Origin of the sequence: Methanofollis ethanolicus, from assembly GCF_001571385.1 — an archaeon.
Taxonomy (GTDB): Archaea; Halobacteriota; Methanomicrobia; order Methanomicrobiales; family Methanofollaceae; genus Methanofollis; species Methanofollis ethanolicus.
In genome coordinates this window covers 1,347,916-1,371,546 of sequence record NZ_BCNW01000001.1, presented here as the reverse complement: position 1 = coordinate 1,371,546, position 23,631 = coordinate 1,347,916, and the positions used below count along the sequence as shown (strand labels likewise).

Below are 23,631 nucleotides of genomic sequence, written 5' to 3'. Positions count from 1 at the left end.
TCTGTAAAGAATAGGATTCCAGTGACTATGAAGATGCTTATCGGCGGCGCATGGGTGGATGCGTCATCAGAGAGGACGATGGACGTCGTGAACCCTGCCACCTGGGAAACGATCGAGAGAGTGCCCCTCGGCGGCCCTGAGGATGGAGGCGCCGCGGTCGAGGCCGCAGGGGAGGCGCTCGCCGGATGGGCCGGCACGACCTCCCTCGACAGGGGGAAGGTGCTCTATCGCACCGCGGGCCTGGTGCGCGGCGAGGTCGACACCCTGGCGGCGACCCTTGTCGCCGAACAGGGCAAGCCCCTGCGCGAGGCAAAGGACGAAGTGCGGGGCTTTGCCCATATCCTGGAGTACTATGCCGGCCTTGCCTCCTCCCTCGTGGGGGAGACGCTGAACACACAGGCGTACGGCCGGATCATCGTCGAAAAAAGACCTCTCGGTGTTTGCGTCGGCATCGTGCCCTGGAACATGCCGGTGATCATCGCGGGCTGGAAGATCGGGCCTGCCCTCCTTGCCGGCAATACCGTCGTACTCAAACCAGCCAGTACCACGCCTCTCACGACCCTCGCCATCGGCGACCTCTTCTGCCGGGCAGGTCTCCCGGCAGGAGCCCTCAACATCGTCACCGGTCCCGGGGAAACCCTCGGCGAGGCGCTGGTCACCCACCACGGCGTCAGAAAGGTCTCCTTCACCGGGGAGATCGGCACGGGCAGGCACGTGGCCGAGGCCGCCGCGCAGACGATGAAGTATGTCACCCTGGAACTCGGCGGGAGCGACCCGATGATCGTCTGCGACGACGCCGACCTTGAAGCAGCGGCCGCAGGGGCGATCGCCGGCCGGTTCTATAACTGCGGGCAGACCTGCACGGCAGTGAAGAGGCTCTTCGTCTTCTCCAGTGTCGCCGACAGGTTCAGGGCCCTCCTCACCAGGAAGACAGAAGAGATCAGGGTCGGGAACGGGATGGAAGCCGGCGTCAGGATGGGACCGCTGAACAATGCCCCCGGCCAGGAGCGGATGCGGAAGGTGGTCGAGGATATCGAGAGCGAGGGCCGGGTCCTCACCGGGGGGAAGGTGCCGCCGGGAAAGGGTTTCTTCTTCGAACCGACCGTGGTCACAGGCCTTGCACCCGACGCCCTCCCCCTCCGCGAGGAAGTCTTCGGGCCCGTCCTCCCGGTCGTCGAGGTGGAGAGCCTCGACGAAGCGATTGTGCAGGCGAACAGCACGAAGTACGGACTCGGGGCATCGATCTGGACAAAGAGCCTGGAGCGGGCCGAGCGGGGCTGCAGGGACCTGGAGGCCGGCATCGTCTGGGTGAACCAGCACCTCAAGATCCCGCCTGAGGCTCCTTTCGGCGGGACGAAGGGGAGTGGTATCGGGCGGGAAAACGGTCGTGCCGCACTGGACAGGTACACCGAGGAAAGATCGATCCTTATCAGGACATAAAAGGGCAGGGCGCTGCCGGAAACCCTTCCCCTCCACTCAGGTCGGGAGGAATCGTGGTTTGTGGGAAGATGAAGGAAATAGGGAAGAGAGTGCGCTTCAGTCTCTGAAGAGCACGTGGGTGGTCATCGACTCCGCGCCGAAAAACGCCTTGCAGAACTCAGCCATCTGCTTGGGGCCGTATTCCTTGCAGGAGAAGATATCGAGATAGGCAGCGTTGGTCTCGTTGGCAAAGTGACCGGAGACAAGGGAGGTCTCGATGAGCTGCATCATAGAATAGCCGGCGACCTTCTCGCACGGGCCGAAGTGGACGACGGTCGGTTCGCCGAAACGCTTCATGTCGATGAGGTCGCAGAGTTCTACGATGAACTGCTTGATCTTGTCGGCGTCTCTGATGGTGGCCGGGTTGCAGTTCTTCAGGTCGACACTCGTGTACAGACCCCAGGATCCCTGAGCGTTAAACTTCTTGATGATCTCGTCGTCTGAGAGAGTATCCCAGTAGTTCGTGGTCTCGTTCAGGGTGAGCATGTCATTCTGGTTGTGAATCTCGGTTGCGGTCATATTCATCACGATCCCCTCCGGGAGAGTTCCCTGGAGGCTATGATGTAATAACAACATCAATTGAAGATTTAAAAATATCTATCCAGATACCCCACAGGGAATGAGATAAAACGGGCAGATTAGAGAATAAAATGAGAATTAATGACCAATAATGAGGGATTTCTGGAATAGATGACAATATTATGCCGAAACCGATCTACCCCGGATTTACGCCGCGTTTGATCCTCCTGTACACAGCAGGGCACGCCCATGGCCCCGATTGGTTTTGCGCTCTATAAATGGCCAGATTTACATTCGGCACCATCAGACTCATGGAAAAAAGGATTTGAAGGGTTTAATTTGGCTAAAATAAGCCAATTCTATTTTAATTTGAAATTTTAAGTTTCCAGAAAGAATTATCAGAGATTGTATGGCCATTCCTTCATTGTATCAGGCAAATGGAAAAACGTCCACATACCCATGAATTCAGTATGAAAAATAAATTGAAAATAATGTGTTCATCGATGAACATTATCGTTCATTTGCTACCTGCCGGTGCGGCAGGGCATCCAGTTCGGGGGCGGAACCGAACGCGGCCACATACCGCGCCACGGCCCGCGGCGCACCGTCAAGAAGACGGCGGACGGTGTTATAGACACTCGGGCGGACGGCAGGATCGACCGAACGCATGACCCCGAGAAGGACGGCGACAAGGGGGGCCTGGTGCTCCTCTTCCATCCTGTCAAGGGCGCCGAAGACCTCCAGGGCGCTGACCGTGTTGTACTCGTTGATCCCGGCAAGACGTCCAAGCACCCGGGCAAGATACTCCCTCCCTGCCGGGGTCTCCAGGGAGACCATCCTGTTGCGGACGAACCTCCCGTAGAGCGCCCTCTGGTCATTGCTCTGCTCGATCCTGAAGGACGGCGACGCCTCTACCCGCCGCACAAGGTCGATACATTCGGGCGCCGTGACGCCGGCGACGACGGCAAGGAACATTTCCCAGGAGACCAGGTCGGCCCGGGATTCTTCCTCGAAGATATCGAGCACGGCCATCCGGTCGGGCGCCGACGAGTCCATATAGGCTGCAAAGGCGGCAAGACGGTCGGTGGTGCAGGAGGCCCTCTCAAACTGTTCCCTGATCAGGGCGTGCACCGCCGGGGTGTCGAGGGGGGCGAGGAGGCCGAGGACCACATTCTTCACCTGCCGCGCCTTGACCACGGCCGGACTCCGGTCGGCAGGCGCCCCGGCGTATCGGAGGTACAGGAGACGGAGGGCCTCTTCGTGCCGGGAGGCGATGCCCCTCTGGAGACGCCGCCGGGCCTCGTGGAGGGCGGTGTAGCGGTGTGCATAACGGGGGTCGTCGACCGACTCGAAGATGGTCAGGAACTCCCCGCCGACCGCGGCCATCAGGGCGTCGTCGGAGAGGAGGTCGGCATAGAGGTCAGAGAAAGCAGGCGAGGGGACCGCAGCGGGGTCGTCGAGGAGTCCGACCATCTCTGCCTCTGCAAGGTTCTGGAATGCGCAGAACCTTCCAATCATATCGGGGTCATGCCTCGCCCGGAGATGACGTTCTTCCGGCGTGGCATCGTCAATCAGTTTCCCGTAGAATGAATAGCCGCGGTTTGCCGCGACGAAGGCCGGCCTCTCCACGTCAGCAAAGACGACCTCCTCGTGACGGCCGGCGACCAGGTGTGTCGCCCCCGCGATCTCCCGGCCCCCCCTGTCCATCAGGGCGACCACGCACGGGAACTCCCAGGGCTCCACGCCCGCGGGCGTCTCCTGGTCGAGGGTGAGGGTGCAGGTGCGGGACGCGGGGTCGTAGGAGTGCGCCATCCGCACCGTAGGATAGCCTGTCTGCTTCAGCCAGAGATGGGCCATGCGTGCAAAACTCCTTCCTGCCACCTCCTCCATCGCATCGAGCCAGTCCTGCCTCGACGCGTTGCCGTGGGCGAACCGCCGGTGATAGAGGTCGAGGCCGCGGGCAAAGGCCTCCTTCCCCATGACCGTCTCGATCATCCTGACGAACTCGGGGGCCTTGACATAGGTGACGCCGTTGATCAGTTCGTTCGGGTCGTTGAACCCGTCGGGCTCGATCGGCATCGAGGCCGCCCCGGCGTCGAGGGCAAAGATCCCGGTCTCCGGGTCGACGAGGTCGACGACGCTCTGGAGGCGGGCATAGTCCTCACCGAAGAGGAAGGCGAAGTGCGCGTTCTCCACGTGGACAGTCACCGCCTCGTTGAGCCAGAGTTCGAAGGGGCTCCTGCCGGTGACCTCGGAACCGTTCAGGTTGTGGTAATACTCGTGGACCTTCACCCGCACCATGTATTCGTAGGCGCGGTCTGTGATCCGGCGGGACGGTATGATCCTGTTGGCCGTGATCGTGGTGTTGCCGACATTTTCCATGCCGCCGTAGTCGGAGTTCTGCATCGCAATCTCGCGGTAGACCGTGCCGGTGTAGGCGTAACCTGGCGTGATATCTTGCACCTTGCGGGCGAGGTCGGCACGGAGGGCCGAGACCCGCCCGGCGTCCCCGTCCTCTTTCGCCCTGTCGCGTTCGTGGCAGAGGGCCCAGAGATCGGCACGGAGATCGGTGTGGCCGTATTGGGCGGGGCCGGTGAAGAGATAGACCCAGAGAACGCCGTCGGCAAGCACTTCCAGAGAGGCGCGGGCAGCCGCGGCGTCGGCGCCCGGCGGCGCGAGCAGTTCGAGTGCGAAGGTCCGGCCGTCCGGATACTCGAAGTCGCGCGAGAAGGTAGCGTACGTCCCCACGCCGAGGAAGAAGAGGTACGGCGCCATCGGTGTCGTCGTGTTGTCGTAGGTGATGACGCTCCTGCCATCGCCCATCGGCTTCCTCCCGGATAGGGCGTCCCCGTTGGAGATGATATTTGTATAGCGCTCGTCGGCGATGATCGTCGTCGTATAGGTGCACTTCGCCGTCATGTCGTCGAAGCAGGGGACAAGTCTCTGGAAACCCCACTGCTGGCACTGTGTGATCTGGGTCGGCGGCGCACCTGCCGGCGTCTCGTCGTAGTACAGGCCTTCAAGGAGCGTCCGTGACGGCCTGCAGCGGGTCCGGGTGAGGAGGTGGAGGTCGGCGCCGGGTCCGACAGGGTCGTCGAAGGAGAAGACGAGGACGTGACGGTCCCGGTCATAGGTGATGTCGGCCGCGGCCTCCTCGCATGAGGCCGCCACGACTTCAAGGTCGCGGGCATTCAGGTCAAGACGGCTGACCGGCCGGTCGCGCACACGGACATGCAGGCGCGAAGAGACGTCGGTGACATCGTCACAGACAGAGAGGGTGAGGTCCATGTGGACGACCTCGACAGGCAGTTCCCCGAAATCTTCAGGATAATAGGTAAAAATACGCGTCATCGACTCGAAAAAAGATGGGCCGGGAAAGGGGATTACTGTTCCGACAGCAGACCCTGCACCAGGGACCTGACCCTGCCGAGGGGAACTCCCCGGTCTGTCAGGACACAGAGGATACTGTCGCCATGGGGGACGGTACAGAGACGGCCGACGGGCGTCTCAAGGATGAAGTACGAGAGGCTGCCCGCGCCCAGGGAACCGAGGAGGGAATCGGATTCCCAGAGAGAGGCCTCAATATCGGCACATGCAAGCCCTTCCGGACAGGTGCCCGCAAGAATGGTCATCTCCTCCTCGGTGCACCGTGCCACCAGGCGGACGCCGTCTTCCTCACGAGAGAGGGGAGAGGAGACCGGCACTCCGGCCGCCTCGCTCCGGGAAAGACCCGCCGAAGTATCCTCTTTCTCTTCGTCGTGGACAGGCACGTCCTCTGCCTGACACCAGGCGACGGCGGCGGCGAACTCCTCGTCGTCGTACTTGCAGAGAGTCAGTTCGAGAACCTCCATGGAGGAGAGATATTCACGCGCCGCATTTCCCCTCAGCGTGATGCCGCCGTACCTGAAGAAGTACGCGACCACGTCACCCCTCCTGATCAGGACAAAACCCCTGCCGTCCCTGACGGCGACCTTCACCGCCCCGAGAAAACGCACCGTATGTGAGTAAACCCAGGACAGGGGGGCTTGCATCGTTCCAAGGCTGGTTCCTTCAGGCAGATCGTCGATCATAGCACAGATTCGATAAGATCGCGGTTCTTCTTCATCTCATACCTGACGCGCCCGGCATTCGCACCGGGCTCAAGGAGCACCATCAGCACAGGACCGTTCCCGAGAGGCGTGGCAAGGATGTTCCCGCCGTCCGCTTCGAGCATTGCGTCTTCGTAGCCGTCGGCACCGATCCCCGCGGAGAGGCGTTCCCAGACGTCCCGCACCGTGGGGACAAGAGATGCCGCTGTTTCCCAGTCGGCAGTCCCGGCCTCGCCGAGAACTTCGCCGTCAGGCCCCGCTACGCAGGCGGCAACGGCCCCGGCGACGAGCAGTTTGCTCAGGGTAAAGTTAATCAGCAGAGTATCTCCCTCCAGTCATCTTCATTATTCCGGGGAAAGGGTCCTCTCCCTCACCCACCCGGCGACCCCCTTGTCGGGGGTCTGACCGATCGCCCGGACACGGGCACGGGCCCGTGCCGGGAGGAGGAACCCGGCAAAATAACCGGATCTCTCCTTCGACGCCAGAGCGGCGATGTCGCAGAGCGGCATAACCTCCACTCATTTGCCGTCTTCACGCGAGAGGGCGTCAAGGATCTTGTACGAGTTGAGCATCCTGTTGAATGAGGTGGCAAGTTCGCCAATCTCGTCGTTGGTCATGATCTTCACCTCAGAGTTCCGCAGGTCGCCCATGGAGACGCTCCTCGCCACCTCGGAGAGCTGAGTGATGGGACTTGTGATGCTTGTTGCAAGGAAGAAACTCCACATCACCACAAGGCCGAGAGTCACGAGAGTGAGGAGAAAGACAGTCGCAGGCAGGCCGATTGCTGCCACGATACCCTCGGTGTCGCCCATGGAAATGAGGCCGATGAGCGCGATCGGGAGCACTGCCACAAAGAGCATGCTCACGAAGAGTTTGTAGAAGATCGGGATCTGGAGGGTGATGCTCCGCCCCGTCGTGCCGGACTTGATCGAACCTTCCATACTCAGATATTTACGTGCTCCAAATTTAAATATTTTGATTTTGTGTTTGATGCATTTTTTACCAAATTATAAATTAATAAGTATTTGCTCGACGTAAGCAGGTATCAAAAGACGTAATGATAAAAATACGGCTCAGGAAAAAAGGAAAACGGGAGATTACTCATTCGCGGCCTTAGATGCAGGATTACGGGACGAACGCCCTATCAGGGAGAGCACGGCAGGCATCACGATGATCGCACCGATGAGAGAGAAACCCACCGTGATCACGGTGACCACGCCGAAGTTCTGGATGATATTAAAGGTCGAAAGGATGAGCGCCGAGAAGCCAAAGACCGTGGTCATGCCGGAGACGGTGATCGCCGTCCCTATCTGGGAGACACTCTGCTGGATCGCATCATAGAGCTCTCTCCCCTTCTCACGTTCCTCATAATACCGCTCCATGATCAGGATGGTGTACTCCGAGGCCACGCCGATAGTCATCGAGCCCAGGCAGGCCGTCAGCGGAGTGTAGTCGATCCCGAGAGCGTACATGATCAGCCCGTTCCAGCCGACGATCATGATGATCGGGACCAGCGGCGACACGGCCTTCCCGATCTTCCGGTATACGAAGAAGAGGAAGGCCAGGATCAGCCCGAAGCCGAGGATTGTCATCTGCGTCTTCCCTTTTTCGATATCGTCGATCAGGGATGAGAACAACTCCAGGCTGCCCGTCGGTTCGGCAACAGTTCCGACAGGCGGTTTATCCCAGGTGATGTCCCTCTGAATCGTCGTGATCAGGTCCTTGGCCTGTTCCATCTCCATCTTGGTGAGGGAGAACTGGACAATCGCCTCCGTGTTCCCGGCAAGATATTTTCTCTTGGTATCCTCGGGGATCCGGTCGAGGACGGCACGTGCCTCGGCATCGGTCTGCGGCATCATGTCATTATTGTACCGCAGTATCTCGGTGACGATACTTGTGGCGCCGGTGATCCTGGCATTTTCCTTCACCTCATACTCTGAGAAATCCTGCATCCATCGCAGGCTTTCGGGGGAGGTGACGCCATCACCCCGGATATAGATCGGCAATGTCTGGGTCGAACCCATGGTTCGGGTGATCTTTTTCAGGTCCACGACAGCCGGCATGTCCGAGGGGACGAAAGTCTGTTCGTCCGTGCTGATCCTGATCTCGTTGTCCATCTCGACGCCGACGACGGCGACGAGACCGAGAATGAGGAGGATAGGAATGGGATTCTTTGCGATCTTCACGGCGAGGTTGCCGAGGAACTGGTTGTATCTCTCGGTCGCCCCGCCTTTGGCGGCACTATCCTCCTTCTTCGGCCTGTACTTCACCAGAACGCCAAAGGTCGGGACAGCGATGAGGGCGGCAAGATAGCACATCACCACACCGATGACGCAGACCATCCCAAAACTCCGCACCATGGGAACAGGCGAGATCCCCATCGCGATAAAGCCCATGGAGGTGGCGAGCATCGCATAGAGGACGGACGGGCCGGTCTTCGTGATCGTCGTGATCACTGACTCGTCGATCGAGGCGCGGCGCCGCTCCTCCTCGAAGCGAGAGTGGAACTGGATCGCATAGTCGATCCCGATCCCGATGAGCACGGGAAAGGCACCGATGGTCGCCATGTTGATGTGGATCCCGGCGATCCCCATCAGCCCGAAGGTGAGAATGAGGCCGGTGGCCACGACCGCCACCGGGAGGAGGCGGTACCTGACATGGGAGAAGAGGAGGCCGACGGCAAGGACCATGAGGAGCATCGCGGCCCCGATGAGGACGCCCATCGAGGCGCCCATCTCCTCTTTCATCTGCTTGGCAAAGGCCGGGTCTCCGCTGAGTTTCACCTTGACGCCCGGCGGGGGATTGGAGATTGAAACGGTCGACGAGATGGAATTGAGCACGCTTTCCCTGACATCCGAAGAGACACCCGGTTCGAGGGTGACGATCCCGATGGTCATCATATTCGAGGGGAGATAGCGCTCCAACATCTCGGGCGGGACAAGGGCCTTAGCCCTCTGCACCTCTGCGGCAGACGTCGGCAGGGCGCCGCCGTTCACCTGTTTGACCACATCGACGATGCTCGTCGTCGAGTCGACATAACGCTCGCCAGCGATGTCTGTCTGGACCCTGTCCATATAGGCGAGCACGTCTGGATTGAGGACATTGTCGGCCTCGAAGAGGAGCATGATTTTGTCCGACATGAACGCATCGGAATATTTGTCGAAAAGCATCCCGCGGGGGGTGGTCTTGTCCAGATAGGTATCTGACCCGGTCTCCATCGAGACGATGCCCGTGCCGTAGAAAGCAAGGAGCAGGACCGCGACGAAGAGACCGGCGACAATGGCAGGATGCCTGACAATCATATTCGCAATACTCTGATAGGGCGATTTCACACCGAAACCTCCGTCATGCTCAGATATTGTCCCGGAGTACAGATATACCATTTGTTGCGATCAAGACAACAATGTATGGCGGAGAACACAGGAACCTCCTTCACCCTCTAATACGTACAGGAGGAGAGGATGGAAAGGTCAGGGAGAATTCCCGTTCTGGTGCCTGTGCCGGGAGATACCCGGTCACCAGAATAGTCCGGGGACTTGCCCCCGGTCCACTCCTCGGGGAAGGCAGGTGGTCGCCGTCCTTCTCCGGGGGGCATCGCTCGAAAATCCACGGTCAACGGAAAATCAGAGATTTGTCATGGACCGAAGGTCTTCGAGTAGTCCCCCGGCGGAGAGTGTGGGGAAGGCGGCGGATCCGCACATCCCTCTGTGATATCAAGGAAGAGACATCGATCTGATCTTGAGCGGTCCTTCAAAGCCGATGCAAGCGTTCCTCAACTCCACTGCATCCCGCGTTTCAGGAAAAATTCCTCGTAATCCTTGTAGGCCATGATATACTCGGCATGGGGCCAGATGAGGGGGTAGACCACATAGGCGAAACCCTCCGACCACTTCGGGTGGCCCTTGATCCCGTCGATCATCACCATCTTGTCGTCCCGCAGGATGCCTGAAGAACGGAAGAGGTCGACCCACTCTTCAAAGCGTGCGATGGTGGAGATGTGCTCGGGAAACATGTACTCGTGGGCGATGTCCAGGACCCAGCCGAGGTACACCTCGGCCCGGTCATAGTCGCCGATATGGATAAAGTGGCGCGCCAGCTGGCAGGTGAAGTGCGGCCAGGGGCCGTAACCGCCGTTGTTGCGGTCCCATGACTCGGGGTAACGGTTGAGGCCGCCCAGCTCGCGGTCCCAGAGGGCGGCGTCCAGCCTCCTGACCGTGTTGATCACCCGCAGGTCACGGTTTTTCAGCAGCCCGAAATAGGCCGGTGCGTACTCGGCCACATCAGGCTCAAAGATCACCGAGGCAAAGGGGTCGTAGCCAAGGGGCTTGCTCCCCTTCTCCTTGATCCGGATCGCCTTGACAAAGGTGCGCCTCCTCGCGCTGTACAGGCACCGGAGGATGCTCTGCTTGATCAACTCGGCCTGCCGCGCCCAGTCCCCCACCTCTTTCCCGAGGTGCTGGCCCATCTTCACCGCTTCGAGGATGCCGGCGCAGCAGGCCGAATTCGCATAGATCTCAAACCCGTGCTCGTAGGCAGGGTACTCATGGATGCTGTTGATCGTGTGGACCAGGTGGATCTCGTCGTTCTTGTTCCGCAGGATGAAGGTGACAGCGTCGACCACATTCTTCCAGAACTCTTCGGCGATATCGTAGCCGTGGAGTTCGGAATATTTGCCGAGTGTGTAGAGGGCGACACCATTGCAGTCGATCTGGAGTTCCTTGTAACTGGTGTCCATGCCGTCTACATTGCACCGCTGGGGGAACTCGCCTGTCGGCTTCTGGGTCGAGAGAATGAACCTCAGGGCCCTCCTGCTCTCCTCGACAAGACCGGCCCGCAACGCCCCAAGCGTGACGATCGAGTGGTCCCGCACGTAGATGAAAGGATAGCGCGTTCCAGGCGGGCTGGCATAAAAACCACCGTTCGCATGCTGGTTCTTCTTTATAACCTCGATGCTCGACTGGCACAGCTTCCCGGCTTCCTGCAAATTCATACGCCACCATCACTGGAACTTGAAAATACAGGCCACCTTCTTCATCATCTCGTCCACTTCAGCTCTTTCGAGGCCTGCATTGACGATGGCGTCGTCGTTGTAGACGGTCGCCCCAGCGGGATTGGCATCGCTTGCAAGGTGGAGCGAGGTCTTCTTGCCGGCCATCTCGGCACGCTTCGCTCGCAGGCAGTGGTGAAAGAGACAGAAGATGTTGGAGACTGCAAGGCTCCTCCGCATCTCGATGAGCATTCCGAACTCCTCGGGTTCTTCCCCGAACTCCTCGACGAACTCCTGGACAACACTGAAGAACGGACAGATATGGAGGACGTTCACCCCGCCCATCGGGTCCCCTTCAAGGCCTGCCCCCTCCCGTTCACCGAGCGCCGAGGCGATGGCTTCTATCCAGGCGATCGTCTTTTCAGGCCCCTGCGACCTGACACTCTCGACAATTGCCAGAAGAAACGACGTCACCAGAACCTGTTTCACATCCATCACGATACCCCGGGGTGCATCCCATCAGGGATTGCATTGATTTTATATTTTTTTCAGTATCTTTACGACCGCCCGGTTCCAGCCCTCAGGGCCGACGCCGTTGGCATGCACCACCTCCGGACCAGTTTTTTCGTATGAACCGTCGGATTTCTGCACCAGAATGGGAATGTCCATCGCCGCAAGCATGGGAAGATCATTTCTGCTGTCGCCAAGGCCGACAGTCGTCACCGTCCCATACTCCTCCCTGAAGAGAGCGGCAAGGAGAGAGACAGCCCTGCCCTTGTCACTGTCCCCGGTCAGGTGGAAGTACCGGCCGCCTCGCGTGTGCCTGAAACCCCGGGCCTCGATCTCCGCAAGAACTCTATCGACACAGGCGGGATCGGGGACGACGAAGGGTTCGTCGTACTCCCGCATCCTGGCCAGACGTGCCGATGCATGGTCCAGTCCCGCATCCCGGGCGACCTCCTCGACGGACATGTCCCCGAACCCGACGACTTTGCACCCGGTCTTCGACCGAATGTCCCTGATGGCCGCCCGCAGATTATCATAGGGCGCGCCGAGTTCGATCGCCAGGTAGTCACCGGTCTCGCGGGTGCGGCCGACAGGCACGGTGAAGTAGCCGCGGGGGATGAAGACCGCTCCCCCGTTCTCGCTGATGAACGGGTCCGCAACACCCAGTTTATCCCTGACGACCTCGATCTCGGCCCTCGTCTTGCTCGTGCAGATGACAAGAGGGCACCTCTTCAGGGAGAGGAGGCGGAGTGCCGGGGCCGCGGCGGCAAAGGAATAGGTATCGTGGTCCAGGAGTGTCCCGTCCAGGTCGGTGAATATGACGCAGATGCTCTCCATCTCCGGCCCCTACTCCCTGATGATATGCTCATCCTCGATGATCGTCCTGATCAACTTGTGCCTGAGCCGCGGTATGGCCGAACTGGCCCTGAGCCAGTCAGGGATCTGCGCATGTGCAGGTGAGACCAGATACTCGTTCCCGGCCTCCACGATGACCCTCTCGAAACGGTCGATGTAATGCTCCTCTTCGTGCCGGTTGTACCGGATCTGGTTGCAGATCGCATCGGTGTGGTACTGCCGCAAGCGGTCCTGCGCCGTCCTCTTATACAGCACCCTGAGGCTGGTGAGAAAAGCCGGCGAGATCTCGTAGCCGTCGACTTCGGTCATCGCCCGCAGGAGAGTGACCAGGATATCCCCGGCCATCTTCAGCAGTCCCTCGGTCCTGCTGGCGCCGATCAGTTTGTGTTTGTGGTCATAATAGCCGAGGTCGGTCTGGCAGATCCGTTTCTTCACCACCGACCTGTACACCTCGTAGAGGGTGCCGATCTCAAGCCCCCAGTCCATGGGGATCCTGATGTTCAGGGCCAGGTCTGAGGTGAGGGCGATCTCCCCGGCAAGAGGGTACCGGAAACTACGCAGGTACCGCAGGATATCGGACTGATGACCGGTTTTTACCTGGAGGGAATCGATCAGGGGGTGGAGGAAGAGGCGCGTCACCCGCCCATAGAAGGTGGCGCGGCCGTCGCCCAGGCGGGCATAATACCCCTTGTTGAAGAAGTAATCCAGGTCAGGGTCCACCAGGGGGAAGGCGAGTTTCATCGGGATCTCGCAGGAATAGTTCAGGATGTCGGCGTCGTGCATGACGACGGCATGGGCGTCCACCGATGCGGCGCCAAGGGCCAACCAGGTGTCCCGCCCCTTGCCCTGAAGACTGAGGTCTATCCCTTCCTTCCCGAGGTCACCGATGATTGCTTCGATGCCCGGGCTGTTGCACCACATAACCCGGTGAGGAAGTTCCAGCAAGTCGAAGAAGTGTGTCGCCGACCTGAACTCCTCCTCTGACCGGGCATAGAGCGCCACCAGCACATTGTTCAGGAATGTCGCCTTGTTCAGTTCGGCGACGATGCCGGGCAACGCGCCATGACTGAGGTCGCCGTAGGCCAGTGGCAAAACCAGGTTGATTGGCCTCTCCTCCTTGAGATCCTCGAGAAACCTCAGGGTTCTCGACTTTTCATACCCAAAATCATGGATCGTCGTGATCGGCCCCTGATCGAAATCCATCGAAAACCCCCTCCGAGCAGGCGCATATATCACGACTTTTATATTTATACCCACCCCCTGTGGCAGGACATGGACGACTGAATTGAAAAGACAGAACAGGATAAGGCAATCAAACACCATGAAAGGCGATAAAAACGAATGCGAGGGAAGGGATTCGAACCCTCGAATGCCTGCGCAATTAGGCCCTGAACCTAACGCCTTTGACCTGGCTTGGCTACCCTCGCGCTAATAACTGTTCTCACTCAACTGAAATAAAGATATGCCTTGCCCCTGCCTCCCGGCCGCCTCACAAAGGCAAGATGAGGGGTGATAGGCGGGGCCTCGCAGGAAGGGACATGAGGGTATGGATACGGACTCCTGTCAGCCGAAAAAACCGCCAAATTCTTCTCCAATGCCGGGAGGGTGCTTTGTATCATAAATATTTCCCGTTAGTATTATAGTGCCGGCGGATGCACACATATATTAATGGATGATTCAAGGTACGAGTCACTGAAGATCGAAAATATTGTTGCATCCGGTGTCATAGCCGATTCCATCGATCTCGGGGAGGTCTCGAAAAAGGTTCCGAACTGCGAGTTGAACACGAAGCGCTTCCCCGGCGCAGTCTACCGGATCGAAAAACCGAAGATCGCCTCCCTGATCTTCTCCTCGGGCAAGGTCGTCCTTACCGGGATCCGGAACAAGCAGGATCTTTACGACGGCCTCAATATTATCGTCCAGTCCCTCAAGGAGGCAGGGGTCGACACCTACGACGAACCGAGGGTCGGGATCACCAATATCGTCTGCTCGTACGACATCGGACGGTACATCAACCTCAACAAGGTCGTGATCACCCTTAACCTGGAGAACATCGAGTACGAACCCGAGCAGTTCCCCGGCCTCGTCTACCGGATCAAGGACCCGAAGATTGTGGCTCTCCTCTTCTCCTCAGGCAAGATCATCCTCACCGGCGGGAAGAACCTCGAGGACATCAAGCGTGGCCTCGACTTCCTCGAGCAGAAGCTCGAAAGCATAATGTGATTTTATAGGCCCTGTAAAAATTCTCCTTTTTTGAGTGGCGCAGGCGGGATGATTTCCCGTTCTGTTATGCTCGCCGGCGCGTGCAACGTGTAAATTTCCGGTTTAACGGCCCTGTAGAAACCCTCGCGGGAAAGTACTTCCTGAAGCGATAGGGAGAAAAATTCTGTTCAGAAGTGCCTGGGCTGGGGGGGCTGCCGCTCGAAGACCTCACGGCCGCTATCTCTCCCTCACCCCGTACCCCCTGCCATTACGATAGAGGCAGGGGTGGCATAATCCTCCAGAACTCCGGCCTTTTCTTCCCGGGACCAATCCCGAGCAGGGAACGAGCGTCAGCGAGTTCGAGAAAATCTTTGATTTTCGAGTGACGACCGGAGGGAGTCGAGAAGACGAAGTCTTCGAGTAGTCCCCCAGCGGAGAGTGAGGGGAAGGCGGTGGACCGGCGTTCTCCAGACTAGAGTATGGATAAGACAACGGACTCCTTCACTCCACGATCAGAAGGGCACATCTGTTGGGGAGTGCGAGGCTTCTTCCCGCCCCTTCTCACCAGAACCGGCGGGTGAGGACGTAGTTCCTCTCCGCCTTCAAGATCTCCCTGTACATCGCATCCTCGTCCCTGCTTTTTCCAAGGACCCGGGCGGCAGTCTCCGGGCCGACGCCCCGGGCAGCAAGGGCGATCACCGCGGGCTTCCCGTAACTGAGGACAAGATTGGCATTCCGCAGGACACGCGCCTCGACGGTCCGGTCTTCGGCACTCTTCTTCGCTTTCTTGATCACGCCGATCTGCTCCTCTTCCCAGGGTTTGAGGGCGGCGATCAGGCGTGCCGAGCAGAGGGGGCACTGCGGGCGGTCGGGAACCCTCTCGACATGGGTCCGACTCGTCCACGTCTTGCAGTGCATGCAGAAGAGCACGACCTTGTCCCCGGCAAGGCGGCGTTTCAGGGTCGAGATCACCGCCTGATCGGCGGTCGGCGGCGGGACCATGTCGCGGGAGGAGGAAAGGCCGTCGGCGCCGAGGCTGGAGAGGGGACCGATATGGAGGGCGACCTCGCCGGCCTGCACCGCGGCGAAGACCTTCTGCGCCCCTTCCACGTCCATGGTGGCGCGGAAGAGTTCGGTGTACGCCTCGTCGGCCACCACCGTCCCTTCGAAGGTCTCGATCAGGCGGTGGAGGCTGATCTTCTCGTAGTCGGCGTCGGCGTCGATCGCCCCGAACTTCTTCGCGACCTGCACGAGTTTCCACTTGAAGAGGGATGTGTGGCGGAGGGCGAGGCGGAGGATGCCGCCGACATGCGTCGGGTCGGTGGTGAGGAGGAACTCCCGCACCTCCGCGGCGCGGACGGTCTTCGGGAGGCGGAGCATCGCGCGGTAGGCACCGCTCTCGATCCCGACCGTCGTCCCGTAGCGTGCCGAGATCAGGACGGAGAGCACGCGTGCAATCGCCTCGTTCGCCCGGTGGCCGGCGCAGATGTTGCAGACCACGCCCTCGTCCGAGTTCTCCAGGGTGATCAGGCGGTCAGTCGGCACCGGCGTCCTGTTCCTGTCCATCTCCCTGAGATAGGCGTCGGCGAAGGCGAGCGCATCCCCGTCGTCGGTGTAGGCGGCGAGGTCGCGCGTCCGGCGCAGGCGGCCGACCTCGTCGGCCACGGCAAAGGGGACGGGGATCTGCTCCCCCTCCCAGGAGGGGAGTTCGCCCTTCGCCTCGCGCGCCGGTTCCACAGTGAGGCGGCCGTCCTCGAAGTCGAGCACCCGCCAGAGTTTCCCCCGCGTGATGAAGACCGCACCCGTGTGGACGAAACCGACGACAAAAGACTCGTCCAGGGTGCCGACCGTCCGCCTGGCGACCAGGTCGTAGACAGGCACCTTCCTCTCGTCATGGATCATCGAGAGGTTCGCGGAGAGGTACCGGCGGGCGCGGGAGGTGGTGACGATATGGCGGGCCTGACCCTCCCCGTCCAGCCTGATCAGCCTGTGCTCTTCAAGCTGCGTGCAGACGGCGTCGAGGAGGGTGCCGGCGTCCGCGAAGCACCCCGAGCGTTCGAGGATGGTGTGGACCTTCTCCACCGCGATCTCGCCGTACTCCACCGCAAGGGCGGCGACGGCATTGGCGCAGACGTCCGCGGCATTCAGGTAGGGAGCGATCACCTCGATCTCGCCGGCCCGCGCCCGCCGCATGATCACGAGAGATTCGAGGAGGTCGTCGAAACCTGTCGCAAGCACCGTCCCCCGCGAGACCGCGTACAACTGGTGACCGGCCCTCCCGACCCTCTGGACCAGGCGGGCCACCTCGCGGGGGCTCCCGAACTGGACCACATGCCCGATATGTCCGATATCGATGCCGAGTTCCATCGAGGAGGTGCAGATGAGGCTCCGCACCGCGCCGGCCCGGAACCTGTCCTCGGCATCGACACGCACCTCCTTCGAGAGAGAACCGTGGTGGACCTCGACATCGCCCCTCTCCATGAGAGCGTGGCCGAGGGCCTCCGCGGTGACGCGGGTGTTCACGAAGACGAGGGAGGAGGGTTCGGCGTCGATCATCTCCCCGACACAGGCCGTCTGCTTCGAGAACTCGCCGCCGCAGAAGCGGACCGAGAGGTCGAGTTGCTTCGCGACCGGCACCTCGACAAGGGTGAAGGGGCGTGCGCCGCAGAGGTACCGGCCGATATCGTCGGGGTTGCCGACCGTCGCCGAGAGGCCGATCCTCTGGAACTCACCCGCGTACTCCTGTATCCTTTCGAGGGCGACGGCGAGTTGAGCGCCGCGCTTGCTCCCGGCGAGTTCGTGGACCTCGTCGACGATCACGTGACCGACATGCGCGAGGTGCTGCCGCAGCCTCTTACCCATGAAGAGAGCCTGCACGGTCTCGGGGGTCGTGATCAGGAGGTCTGGCGGCGAGAGGGCCTGCTTGCGGCGGACCGTCTGGGGGGTGTCGCCGTGCCGCACCCCGACGGTGAGGCCGAGCCTCCCGCACCACCACTGGAGGCGCTCCAGAATGTCGCGGTTGAGGGCGCGCAGGGGCGTGATGTACAGCGCCCTGATGCCGGGTCCATCCTCTGTGAGCAGGGCGTTGAAGACCGGGAACATGGCGCTCTCCGTCTTGCCCGTGCCTGTCGGGGCGATCAGGACCAGGTTGTCGCCGGCGAGGAGGTGGGGGATCGCCCGTTCCTGCGCCTCGGAGAGTTCGGCAAAGCCCCGCTCGTCAATGAGCGCCCGCACCCGCGGGTCGAGGAGGTCAAGCGCCGCGCTGTTCCCTGATCTCTGCAAGGGTTCCGATGTAGGTCCCGTCACGCAGCCACACCTCGGCATCGTCGTCGTCGATACACCGCACGAGCGGCCCGAGGCCGCTCTCTTTCAGTTCGAGCACGTCCACGCCGCCGGAAAACTCGCAGGCCGCGGGCACGGCAAGGACTCTCGTCCCGTCCCCCCATCCCTCGCCGGTGAGGGGCGAGTACAGGTAGGCGGGTTCTGCCCGCAAGGAGCACCCCACCTCGTCGGAGAGGGAGACAACCGGGTGAAGGTGGCCGATCACGAGGAGGCCGCCGGCGAGGTCGGGAGCAGGGTTTGTATGGCCATGGAGATAGCCGGCCCCGTCGATCCTGGCGCCCGCCGCAGGGAGGAGTTCGCCGTCCTTCAGAAAACGTGCGATCCCGCCGTCATGGTTGCCGGGCAGCACCTTCACCTCGGTCAGATCCCTGAAGGAGTCGAGGATCGTCGGGAGTTCGTCGTACTCCTGCCTGCTCGTCACGGGCACCGTGTGCTTCACGTCGCCGAGGAGGAGGAGCAGGTCGGACTCTGTCTCCCTGACGGCGGCAAGGACCCGCGTCGCTCTCTCTCTGCTCCTGCTCTGCACATGCACGCCGGCGCGGGCAAGGCCGGACTCGATCCCGAAGTGGAGGTCTGCGACGACGAGCACGCGCATCGTGTTCTCCATCAGGAGGGCCGGGACGTCCGGGAGGAATTCCGGGTGCATCAGATCAGCCTCACCTGCCCGGTCGAGGGGGTATAACACTCCCCCTCCTCCAGCAGGGCATAGAGGGCCGCTTCGGCCGCAGCCCGGCCTATGCCCCTCTCCCCGGCCCGGGCAAAGAGGTCCTCTTCGCTGCCCCGCCGGCCCGGACACTCTTCGAGAAGGGAGAGGAGCAGGGCCCGCGCATCCTGGGGGGCGCCGCCTGCCTGACCCTCCGGCACGCTCGAAAGCGCCGTCCTGACCATCCGGGCCATCGCAGTGACCTCCCCGCCAGCGCCGTCGGCGGCGGCACGCGCCTCGATCCGGCCGAGAGTGAGGTCTGCCGTCCGGAGCACCCAGAGGTCCCGCACCGGCTTTTCCACCCGCACCACCGCCTCGGGTACCAGCGTGACCTCCCCTCCCGAGACGGCGAGGGCCCCGCTCACCGCGACAAATGCCGGCGGCTCGATCGAACGGAGGGCATCGGCAGCATCGCCGCGCCACTTCGCGGCGACAGTGACCGTGCCCGTCGGGTCGGCGACGCGGGCGGTGACCCGGCCACCCGCGGCCCTGACCGCCGTCAGGGCGCCTGTGAAGAAGACCCGCCGCCCCCGCGCACCTGTCGGTGAAAGGAAGGTCTCGCCGTCAAAAACGGTCGTCCGCGCCATCTCCCCGGCAAACAGTCTGACTGCCGCGGGGAGAGAGACAGCCCGACCATTCGACGCATCCATACCGTAGCGTGTACTCCCTGCCCACATAAAGATCAGGATGACAGCATATTCATGTCTGGAGAAACAACCACTCTGTGATGGAGGGCAACAACACCATCTGGATCGAGAAATACCGGCCGCAAAAACTTGCGGACATGGTCGGACACCCGGAGATCGTCGAGCGTCTCCGGTCATACGTGAAGAGCGGCACTCTCCCCCATCTCCTCTTCACAGGTCCTGCCGGCGTCGGCAAGACCACCGCAGCAGTCGCGCTTGCAAAGGAGTTCTTCGGCGATACCTGGCAGATAAATTTCAGGGAGATGAATGCCTCCGACGAGCGCGGGATAGACGTGGTCAGGAACCAGATCAAGGGTTTCGCCCGGACATCCCCGCTCGGCGGCGCAAGTTTCAAGATCCTCTTTCTGGACGAAGCCGATGCCCTCACGACCGATGCCCAGGCCGCACTCCGCCGGACCATGGAGAACTATGCCCAGAACTGCCGGTTCATTCTCTCCTGTAATTATTCCTCGAAGATCATCGACCCCATCCAGAGCCGGTGCGCCATCTACCGCTTCAGGCCCCTCGACGACGCGGCGGTCGCGGAGCAGGTGCGGCGTGTCGCCGTGACCGAGGGCGTGACCCTCACCGACGACGCCGTGCAGGCGATCGTCTATATCGCCGAGGGCGATATGAGAAAAGCGCTCAACGCCCTGCAGGGTGCGGCGATCATCTCGCGGGAGATCGACGCGGGTATGGTGTATGAGACGACCTCGACGGCGCGGCCCGACGAGATCAGGAACCTCCTCGACCTCTCGATGCAGGGCGACTTCCCCGCGGCCGAAGGAGCGCTCCGCCGCCTGATGCGCGACCGGGGGATCGCCCCGAACGAACTGATCAACCAGTGCTTCAGGGAAGTCGTCCGTTCTGATATGGAAACCGGCCTCAAGGTCGCCTTCATCGACCACCTCGGCGAGGCCGACTTCAGGATTTCGGAAGGAGCGGACGCCGCCATCCAGATGGAGGCACTGATTGCCCTCTTTGTCCTTGCCGCCCGGAAAAACGAATAAAATATTTTCACCCCCCGGACAACCACCTTGATGGAGGAGCCCCCTCATATATGGTATCAATGTCACCCCGCCAGAACACTGAAGTGACCGATGTCGTCAGCGACTGGGAGACATTCCTCAAGCGGCAGTACAACCGGAAAGAGCGGGTCGAACTCTCGAAGGAATTCCCGCACAAGCGCTCATTCTACATCGATTACAGGAACCTCGAAGCATTCGGGAAGCGCGGTCTCGCTCTCGCCGACGAACTCATCGAACGACCCGAAAAGGTGATGAACGACGTCAAGGACGCCCTCGTCCGCCTCGGCATCATCGAGGAGAAGGACAGGCGCCTCGTCCACGTCAGGTTCATGAACCTCACCAGGAAGACGAAGATCCGGGACATCAGGGCAAACCAGATCAACACCTTCGTCGCCGTGGAAGGGATCCTCAGGAAGACGACCGAGGTCAGGCCGAGGATCGTCGCGGCGGTCTTCAAATGCCTGGAGTGCGGGCAACTCACCCCGCCGTACTCCCAGACCTACGGCCGGTTCCAGGACCCCTTCCGGGTCTGCGCCACCTGCCAGAAGAAGACTCCCCTCGAACTTGTGCCCGAGAAGTCCGAGTTTCTGGACGCCCAGAAACTGCGGATCCAGGAGTCGCCCGAGGGCCTGCGGGGCGGCGAGCAGCCGCAGACCATCGACGTGGACGTGACCGACGACCTGACAGGCAGTTCCGCGCCCGGCGACAGGGTGGTGATCACCGGCATCCTCAGGTCTTTCCAGCGGATCAACGCGGGCACGAAGTCCACTCTCTTCGACATCTACCTGGAGTGCAACGCGATCGAGGTGGCCGAGAAGGAGTTCGAGGAAGTGAATATCTCCGAGGAGGACGAGGCCGAGATCCAGGAACTCTCAAATGACCCGAAGATCTACTCGAAGATCGCCCGGTCCATCGCCCCGACGATCTACGGAAACACGGACGTAAAGGAGGCAGTCGCCCTCCAGCTCTTCGGCGGGATCCCGAAGGAGATGCCTGACAGTTCCCGTCTCCGCGGCGACATCCACATCCTTCTGGTCGGCGACCCGGGTATCGCAAAGTCCCAGCTCCTCAGGTATATCGTGCAACTCTCTCCCCGCGGCATCTACACCTCGGGCAAGTCCTCGACCTCGGCGGGCCTGACCGCGACCGCGGTGAAAGACGAGTTCGGCGACGGCCGCTGGACCCTGGAGGCGGGCGCCCTCGTGCTCGCGGATATGGGTATGGCCGCGGTCGACGAACTGGACAAGATGGACAAGGAGGACAGATCGGCCCTCCACGAGGCGATGGAGCAGCAGTGCTATGATGACCAGACCGAGATCCTCACCGAGCACGGCTGGCGGCTCTTCAGGGACGTTGAAGAGGGCGAGCGTGTGGCGACGCTCACGCCGGACGGCAGGTTGGCGTACGCCGTGCCGACGGCCTATGTGGCTGCCGAATACGACGACGACATGTACTTCATCGCCTCCAGGCAGGTCGACCTCGCGGTCACACCCAACCACAACATGTACGTGGACCTGAACAGGCGTGCCAACGAGTGGGAGGGCTTCGGCCTCAGGCGGATGGAGTCCCTGCCTGTCCAGAGGAGGATGCGCTTCAAGAAGGACGCCATCTGGGAGGGGAGATATGTCGAGACCTATGAACTGCCGTCGGTGACCATTTACAAGAACCAGAACCATGGCGGAGAGGAGTCGGGCGCCATCGCCCTGAAGATGAACGACTGGCTGGAGTTCCTCGGTTATTATCTCTCCGAGGGCTCTGTCCAGTACACAAACGGCGTCCCGTATCGCGTCCACATATCCCAGAGAGACGGAGTACGTGCTGCGAAGATGACGGCGTGTACTAACCGTCTGGGATTCAGGTGGAGTTATAACGGCCAGAACATCGCCATCTCCTCGAAGCAGCTGGCGACCCATCTGGCAGTGTTCGGGAAGTGCCATGAAAAATATGTCCCGCAGTACGCGAAGGAGGTGTGCCCCGAACAGATCCGAATCCTCCTCGACGCCCTCGTCCTCGGCGACGGCTGGGTCAGGAAGGGGACAGGCCAGACCGCGTATGTCACCTCCTCGCGGCAGCTGGCAGACGATATGACCGAGCTCCTCCTCAAGGCAGGGATCTCGGGCAACGCCACCGTGGTCCACAGACAGGGGGATGAGGTGCGCGTTCCCGAGGGTCGGCGTGCGATCCTGTCCCATGACATCTATCAGGTCTCCTTCATCAGGGAGGGGCAGAACAGGCCGAGCATCAACACCAATGGCCTCAGGCATATCACGAAGGGCCATTATGCCGGCATGATTTACTGCGTGGAGGTGCCTGACCACGTCATCTATGTTCGGCGGCATGGGAAGCCGGTCTGGTGCGGGAACACGGTGTCTATTGCGAAAGCCGGCATCACGGCGACCCTCCGCTCCAGATGCGCCCTCCTCGGTGCCGCAAACCCGAAGATGGGCCGCTTCGACGAGTACGCTCCCATCTCCGAGCAGATCAACATGCCTCCCTCCCTCCTCTCCCGTTTCGACCTCATCTTCATCATGACAGACAAGCCGGACGCAGCCCGCGACCTTGCGATCGCGGAGCACATCCTCAAGTCCCACGCGGTCGGCGAACTGATCGAGAAAAAGAGGCGGATGCCGGTCGAAGGGGTGGACGACGCCTATATCCAGCAGCAGCTCAAGCCGGTGACGCCCGACATCGAGCCCCTCCTCTTCCGCAAGTACATCGCGTACGCGAAGCGGACCTGCTTCCCCACGATCGTCCCGGAGGCGCGAGAGGCGCTGCGGGACTACTATCTCCAGCTCCGTAAACTCGCCGACAACAACAAGCCTGTGCCGGTGACGGCGCGGCAACTTGAGGCACTGGTCCGCCTCGGCGAGGCGAGCGCCAGGATCAGGCTCTCGCCGACCGTGGATATCGAGGACGCCCAGAGAGTGATCAAGATCGTGGACACCTGTCTCCGTCAGGTGGCCTATGACGCCGAGTCGGGTACCTTCGACATCGACAAGTGGACGACCGGGATCTCGAAGAGGCAGCGGGACATCATCAGAACGGTGAAGGAGGTCATCAAGGACGTCGGCGGCGACGACGGTTCCGCAAACGTCGAGCAGGTGATCGAGGAGATGACCAGGCAGGGCTTTGCAAAGGACAAGGTCGAGGCGACTATCAAGATGCTCAAGAACGAGGGCGAGGTGGTCGAACTCCGGCCGGGCATCATCAAACTCTTCGCACGGGAGTACTGACG

At 61.0% G+C, this 23,631-nt stretch carries 18 protein-coding genes and 1 tRNA gene; 4 read left to right on the top strand and 15 right to left on the bottom strand.

All coding sequences use genetic code 11. From position 1 onward, the window contains the following. Positions 1-27 precede the first annotated feature (27 nt). Entirely contained in the window at positions 28-1,440 is a 1,413-nt protein-coding gene (locus MEFOE_RS06760) for an aldehyde dehydrogenase family protein (RefSeq protein ID WP_067050080.1), read from the top strand. Positions 1,441-1,536: 96 nt separating this feature from the next. On the opposite strand, the gene speD is transcribed toward MEFOE_RS06760, so the two are convergent. From speD to MEFOE_RS06705, 12 genes are all read right to left on the bottom strand, one after another. Then, complete coding sequence (gene speD / locus MEFOE_RS06755; protein ID WP_153015996.1) at positions 1,537-1,965, bottom strand: S-adenosylmethionine decarboxylase; 429 nt, start codon at positions 1,963-1,965, stop codon at positions 1,537-1,539. A gap of 543 nt (positions 1,966-2,508) precedes the next feature. Next, entirely contained in the window at positions 2,509-5,349 is a 2,841-nt protein-coding gene (locus MEFOE_RS06750) for a M1 family metallopeptidase (protein WP_067050077.1), read from the bottom strand. 32 nt (positions 5,350-5,381) lie between these two features. Then, positions 5,382-6,068: a hypothetical protein gene (locus tag MEFOE_RS06745; RefSeq protein WP_067050075.1), complete on the bottom strand. Its 687-nt coding sequence runs from the start codon at positions 6,066-6,068 to the stop codon at positions 5,382-5,384. After that, positions 6,065-6,271: a roadblock/LC7 domain-containing protein gene (locus MEFOE_RS06740; protein ID WP_067050072.1), complete on the bottom strand. Its 207-nt coding sequence runs from the start codon at positions 6,269-6,271 to the stop codon at positions 6,065-6,067. Before MEFOE_RS06740 ends, MEFOE_RS06745 begins: the two co-directional genes overlap by 4 nt. 159 nt (positions 6,272-6,430) lie before the next feature. Continuing rightward, positions 6,431-6,595 carry a hypothetical protein gene (locus MEFOE_RS13975; RefSeq protein WP_160329499.1) on the bottom strand — a complete coding sequence of 55 codons (165 nt, stop codon included), beginning with the start codon at positions 6,593-6,595 and terminating at the stop codon, positions 6,431-6,433. Positions 6,596-6,604: 9 nt separating this feature from the next. After that, the gene (locus MEFOE_RS06735; protein WP_067050068.1) at positions 6,605-7,027 is read right to left on the bottom strand and encodes a HAMP domain-containing protein; all 423 of its coding nucleotides are present in this window, start codon (positions 7,025-7,027) and stop codon (positions 6,605-6,607) included. Positions 7,028-7,183: 156 nt separating this feature from the next. Beyond that, on the bottom strand, positions 7,184-9,418 hold the full coding sequence (locus tag MEFOE_RS06730) for an efflux RND transporter permease subunit (protein ID WP_067053072.1): 2,235 nt from the start codon (positions 9,416-9,418) through the stop codon (positions 7,184-7,186). A 440-nt stretch (positions 9,419-9,858) separates the two neighbouring features. Further along, positions 9,859-11,076 carry a glycoside hydrolase family 15 protein gene (locus MEFOE_RS06725; protein WP_067050064.1) on the bottom strand — a complete coding sequence of 406 codons (1,218 nt, stop codon included), beginning with the start codon at positions 11,074-11,076 and terminating at the stop codon, positions 9,859-9,861. 9 nt (positions 11,077-11,085) lie between these two features. Continuing rightward, positions 11,086-11,568: a hypothetical protein gene (locus MEFOE_RS06720; RefSeq protein ID WP_067050061.1), complete on the bottom strand. Its 483-nt coding sequence runs from the start codon at positions 11,566-11,568 to the stop codon at positions 11,086-11,088. Positions 11,569-11,610: 42 nt separating this feature from the next. After that, positions 11,611-12,417, bottom strand: a complete 807-nt coding sequence (gene mpgP / locus MEFOE_RS06715; RefSeq protein WP_067050058.1) for a mannosyl-3-phosphoglycerate phosphatase — start codon at positions 12,415-12,417, stop codon at positions 11,611-11,613. Positions 12,418-12,426: 9 nt separating this feature from the next. Beyond that, a complete protein-coding gene (locus MEFOE_RS06710; RefSeq protein WP_067050056.1) occupies positions 12,427-13,638 on the bottom strand; it encodes a glycosyltransferase family protein in 1,212 nt (403 codons plus the stop codon). Positions 13,639-13,777: 139 nt separating this feature from the next. Further along, positions 13,778-13,862, bottom strand: a tRNA-Leu gene (locus MEFOE_RS06705). A gap of 241 nt (positions 13,863-14,103) precedes the next feature. Here MEFOE_RS06705 and MEFOE_RS06700 point away from each other — a divergent pair. Further along, positions 14,104-14,658, top strand: a complete 555-nt coding sequence (locus tag MEFOE_RS06700) for a TATA-box-binding protein (RefSeq protein ID WP_067050052.1) — start codon at positions 14,104-14,106, stop codon at positions 14,656-14,658. 540 nt (positions 14,659-15,198) lie between these two features. Here MEFOE_RS06700 and MEFOE_RS06695 read toward each other — a convergent pair. The 3 genes from MEFOE_RS06695 to MEFOE_RS06685 are packed head-to-tail and all read right to left on the bottom strand — an operon-like array spanning position 15,199 to position 19,332. Continuing rightward, a complete protein-coding gene (locus MEFOE_RS06695) occupies positions 15,199-17,943 on the bottom strand; it encodes a DEAD/DEAH box helicase (RefSeq protein WP_067050048.1) in 2,745 nt (914 codons plus the stop codon). Beyond that, positions 17,888-18,625 carry a metallophosphoesterase gene (locus MEFOE_RS06690; RefSeq protein ID WP_067050045.1) on the bottom strand — a complete coding sequence of 246 codons (738 nt, stop codon included), beginning with the start codon at positions 18,623-18,625 and terminating at the stop codon, positions 17,888-17,890. The genes MEFOE_RS06695 and MEFOE_RS06690 overlap by 56 nt, the downstream gene beginning before the upstream one ends. Continuing rightward, positions 18,625-19,332 (bottom strand): hypothetical protein, encoded by a 708-nt coding sequence (locus tag MEFOE_RS06685; RefSeq protein ID WP_067050042.1) that lies wholly within the window; start codon positions 19,330-19,332, stop codon positions 18,625-18,627. The genes MEFOE_RS06690 and MEFOE_RS06685 overlap by 1 nt, the downstream gene beginning before the upstream one ends. A gap of 77 nt (positions 19,333-19,409) precedes the next feature. Between MEFOE_RS06685 and MEFOE_RS06680 the strand changes: the two genes are divergently transcribed. Then, positions 19,410-20,378: a replication factor C small subunit gene (locus MEFOE_RS06680; RefSeq protein WP_067050039.1), complete on the top strand. Its 969-nt coding sequence runs from the start codon at positions 19,410-19,412 to the stop codon at positions 20,376-20,378. A gap of 59 nt (positions 20,379-20,437) precedes the next feature. After that, positions 20,438-23,629, top strand: a complete 3,192-nt coding sequence (locus MEFOE_RS06675) for an LAGLIDADG family homing endonuclease (protein WP_067050036.1) — start codon at positions 20,438-20,440, stop codon at positions 23,627-23,629. Positions 23,630-23,631 lie beyond the last annotated feature (2 nt).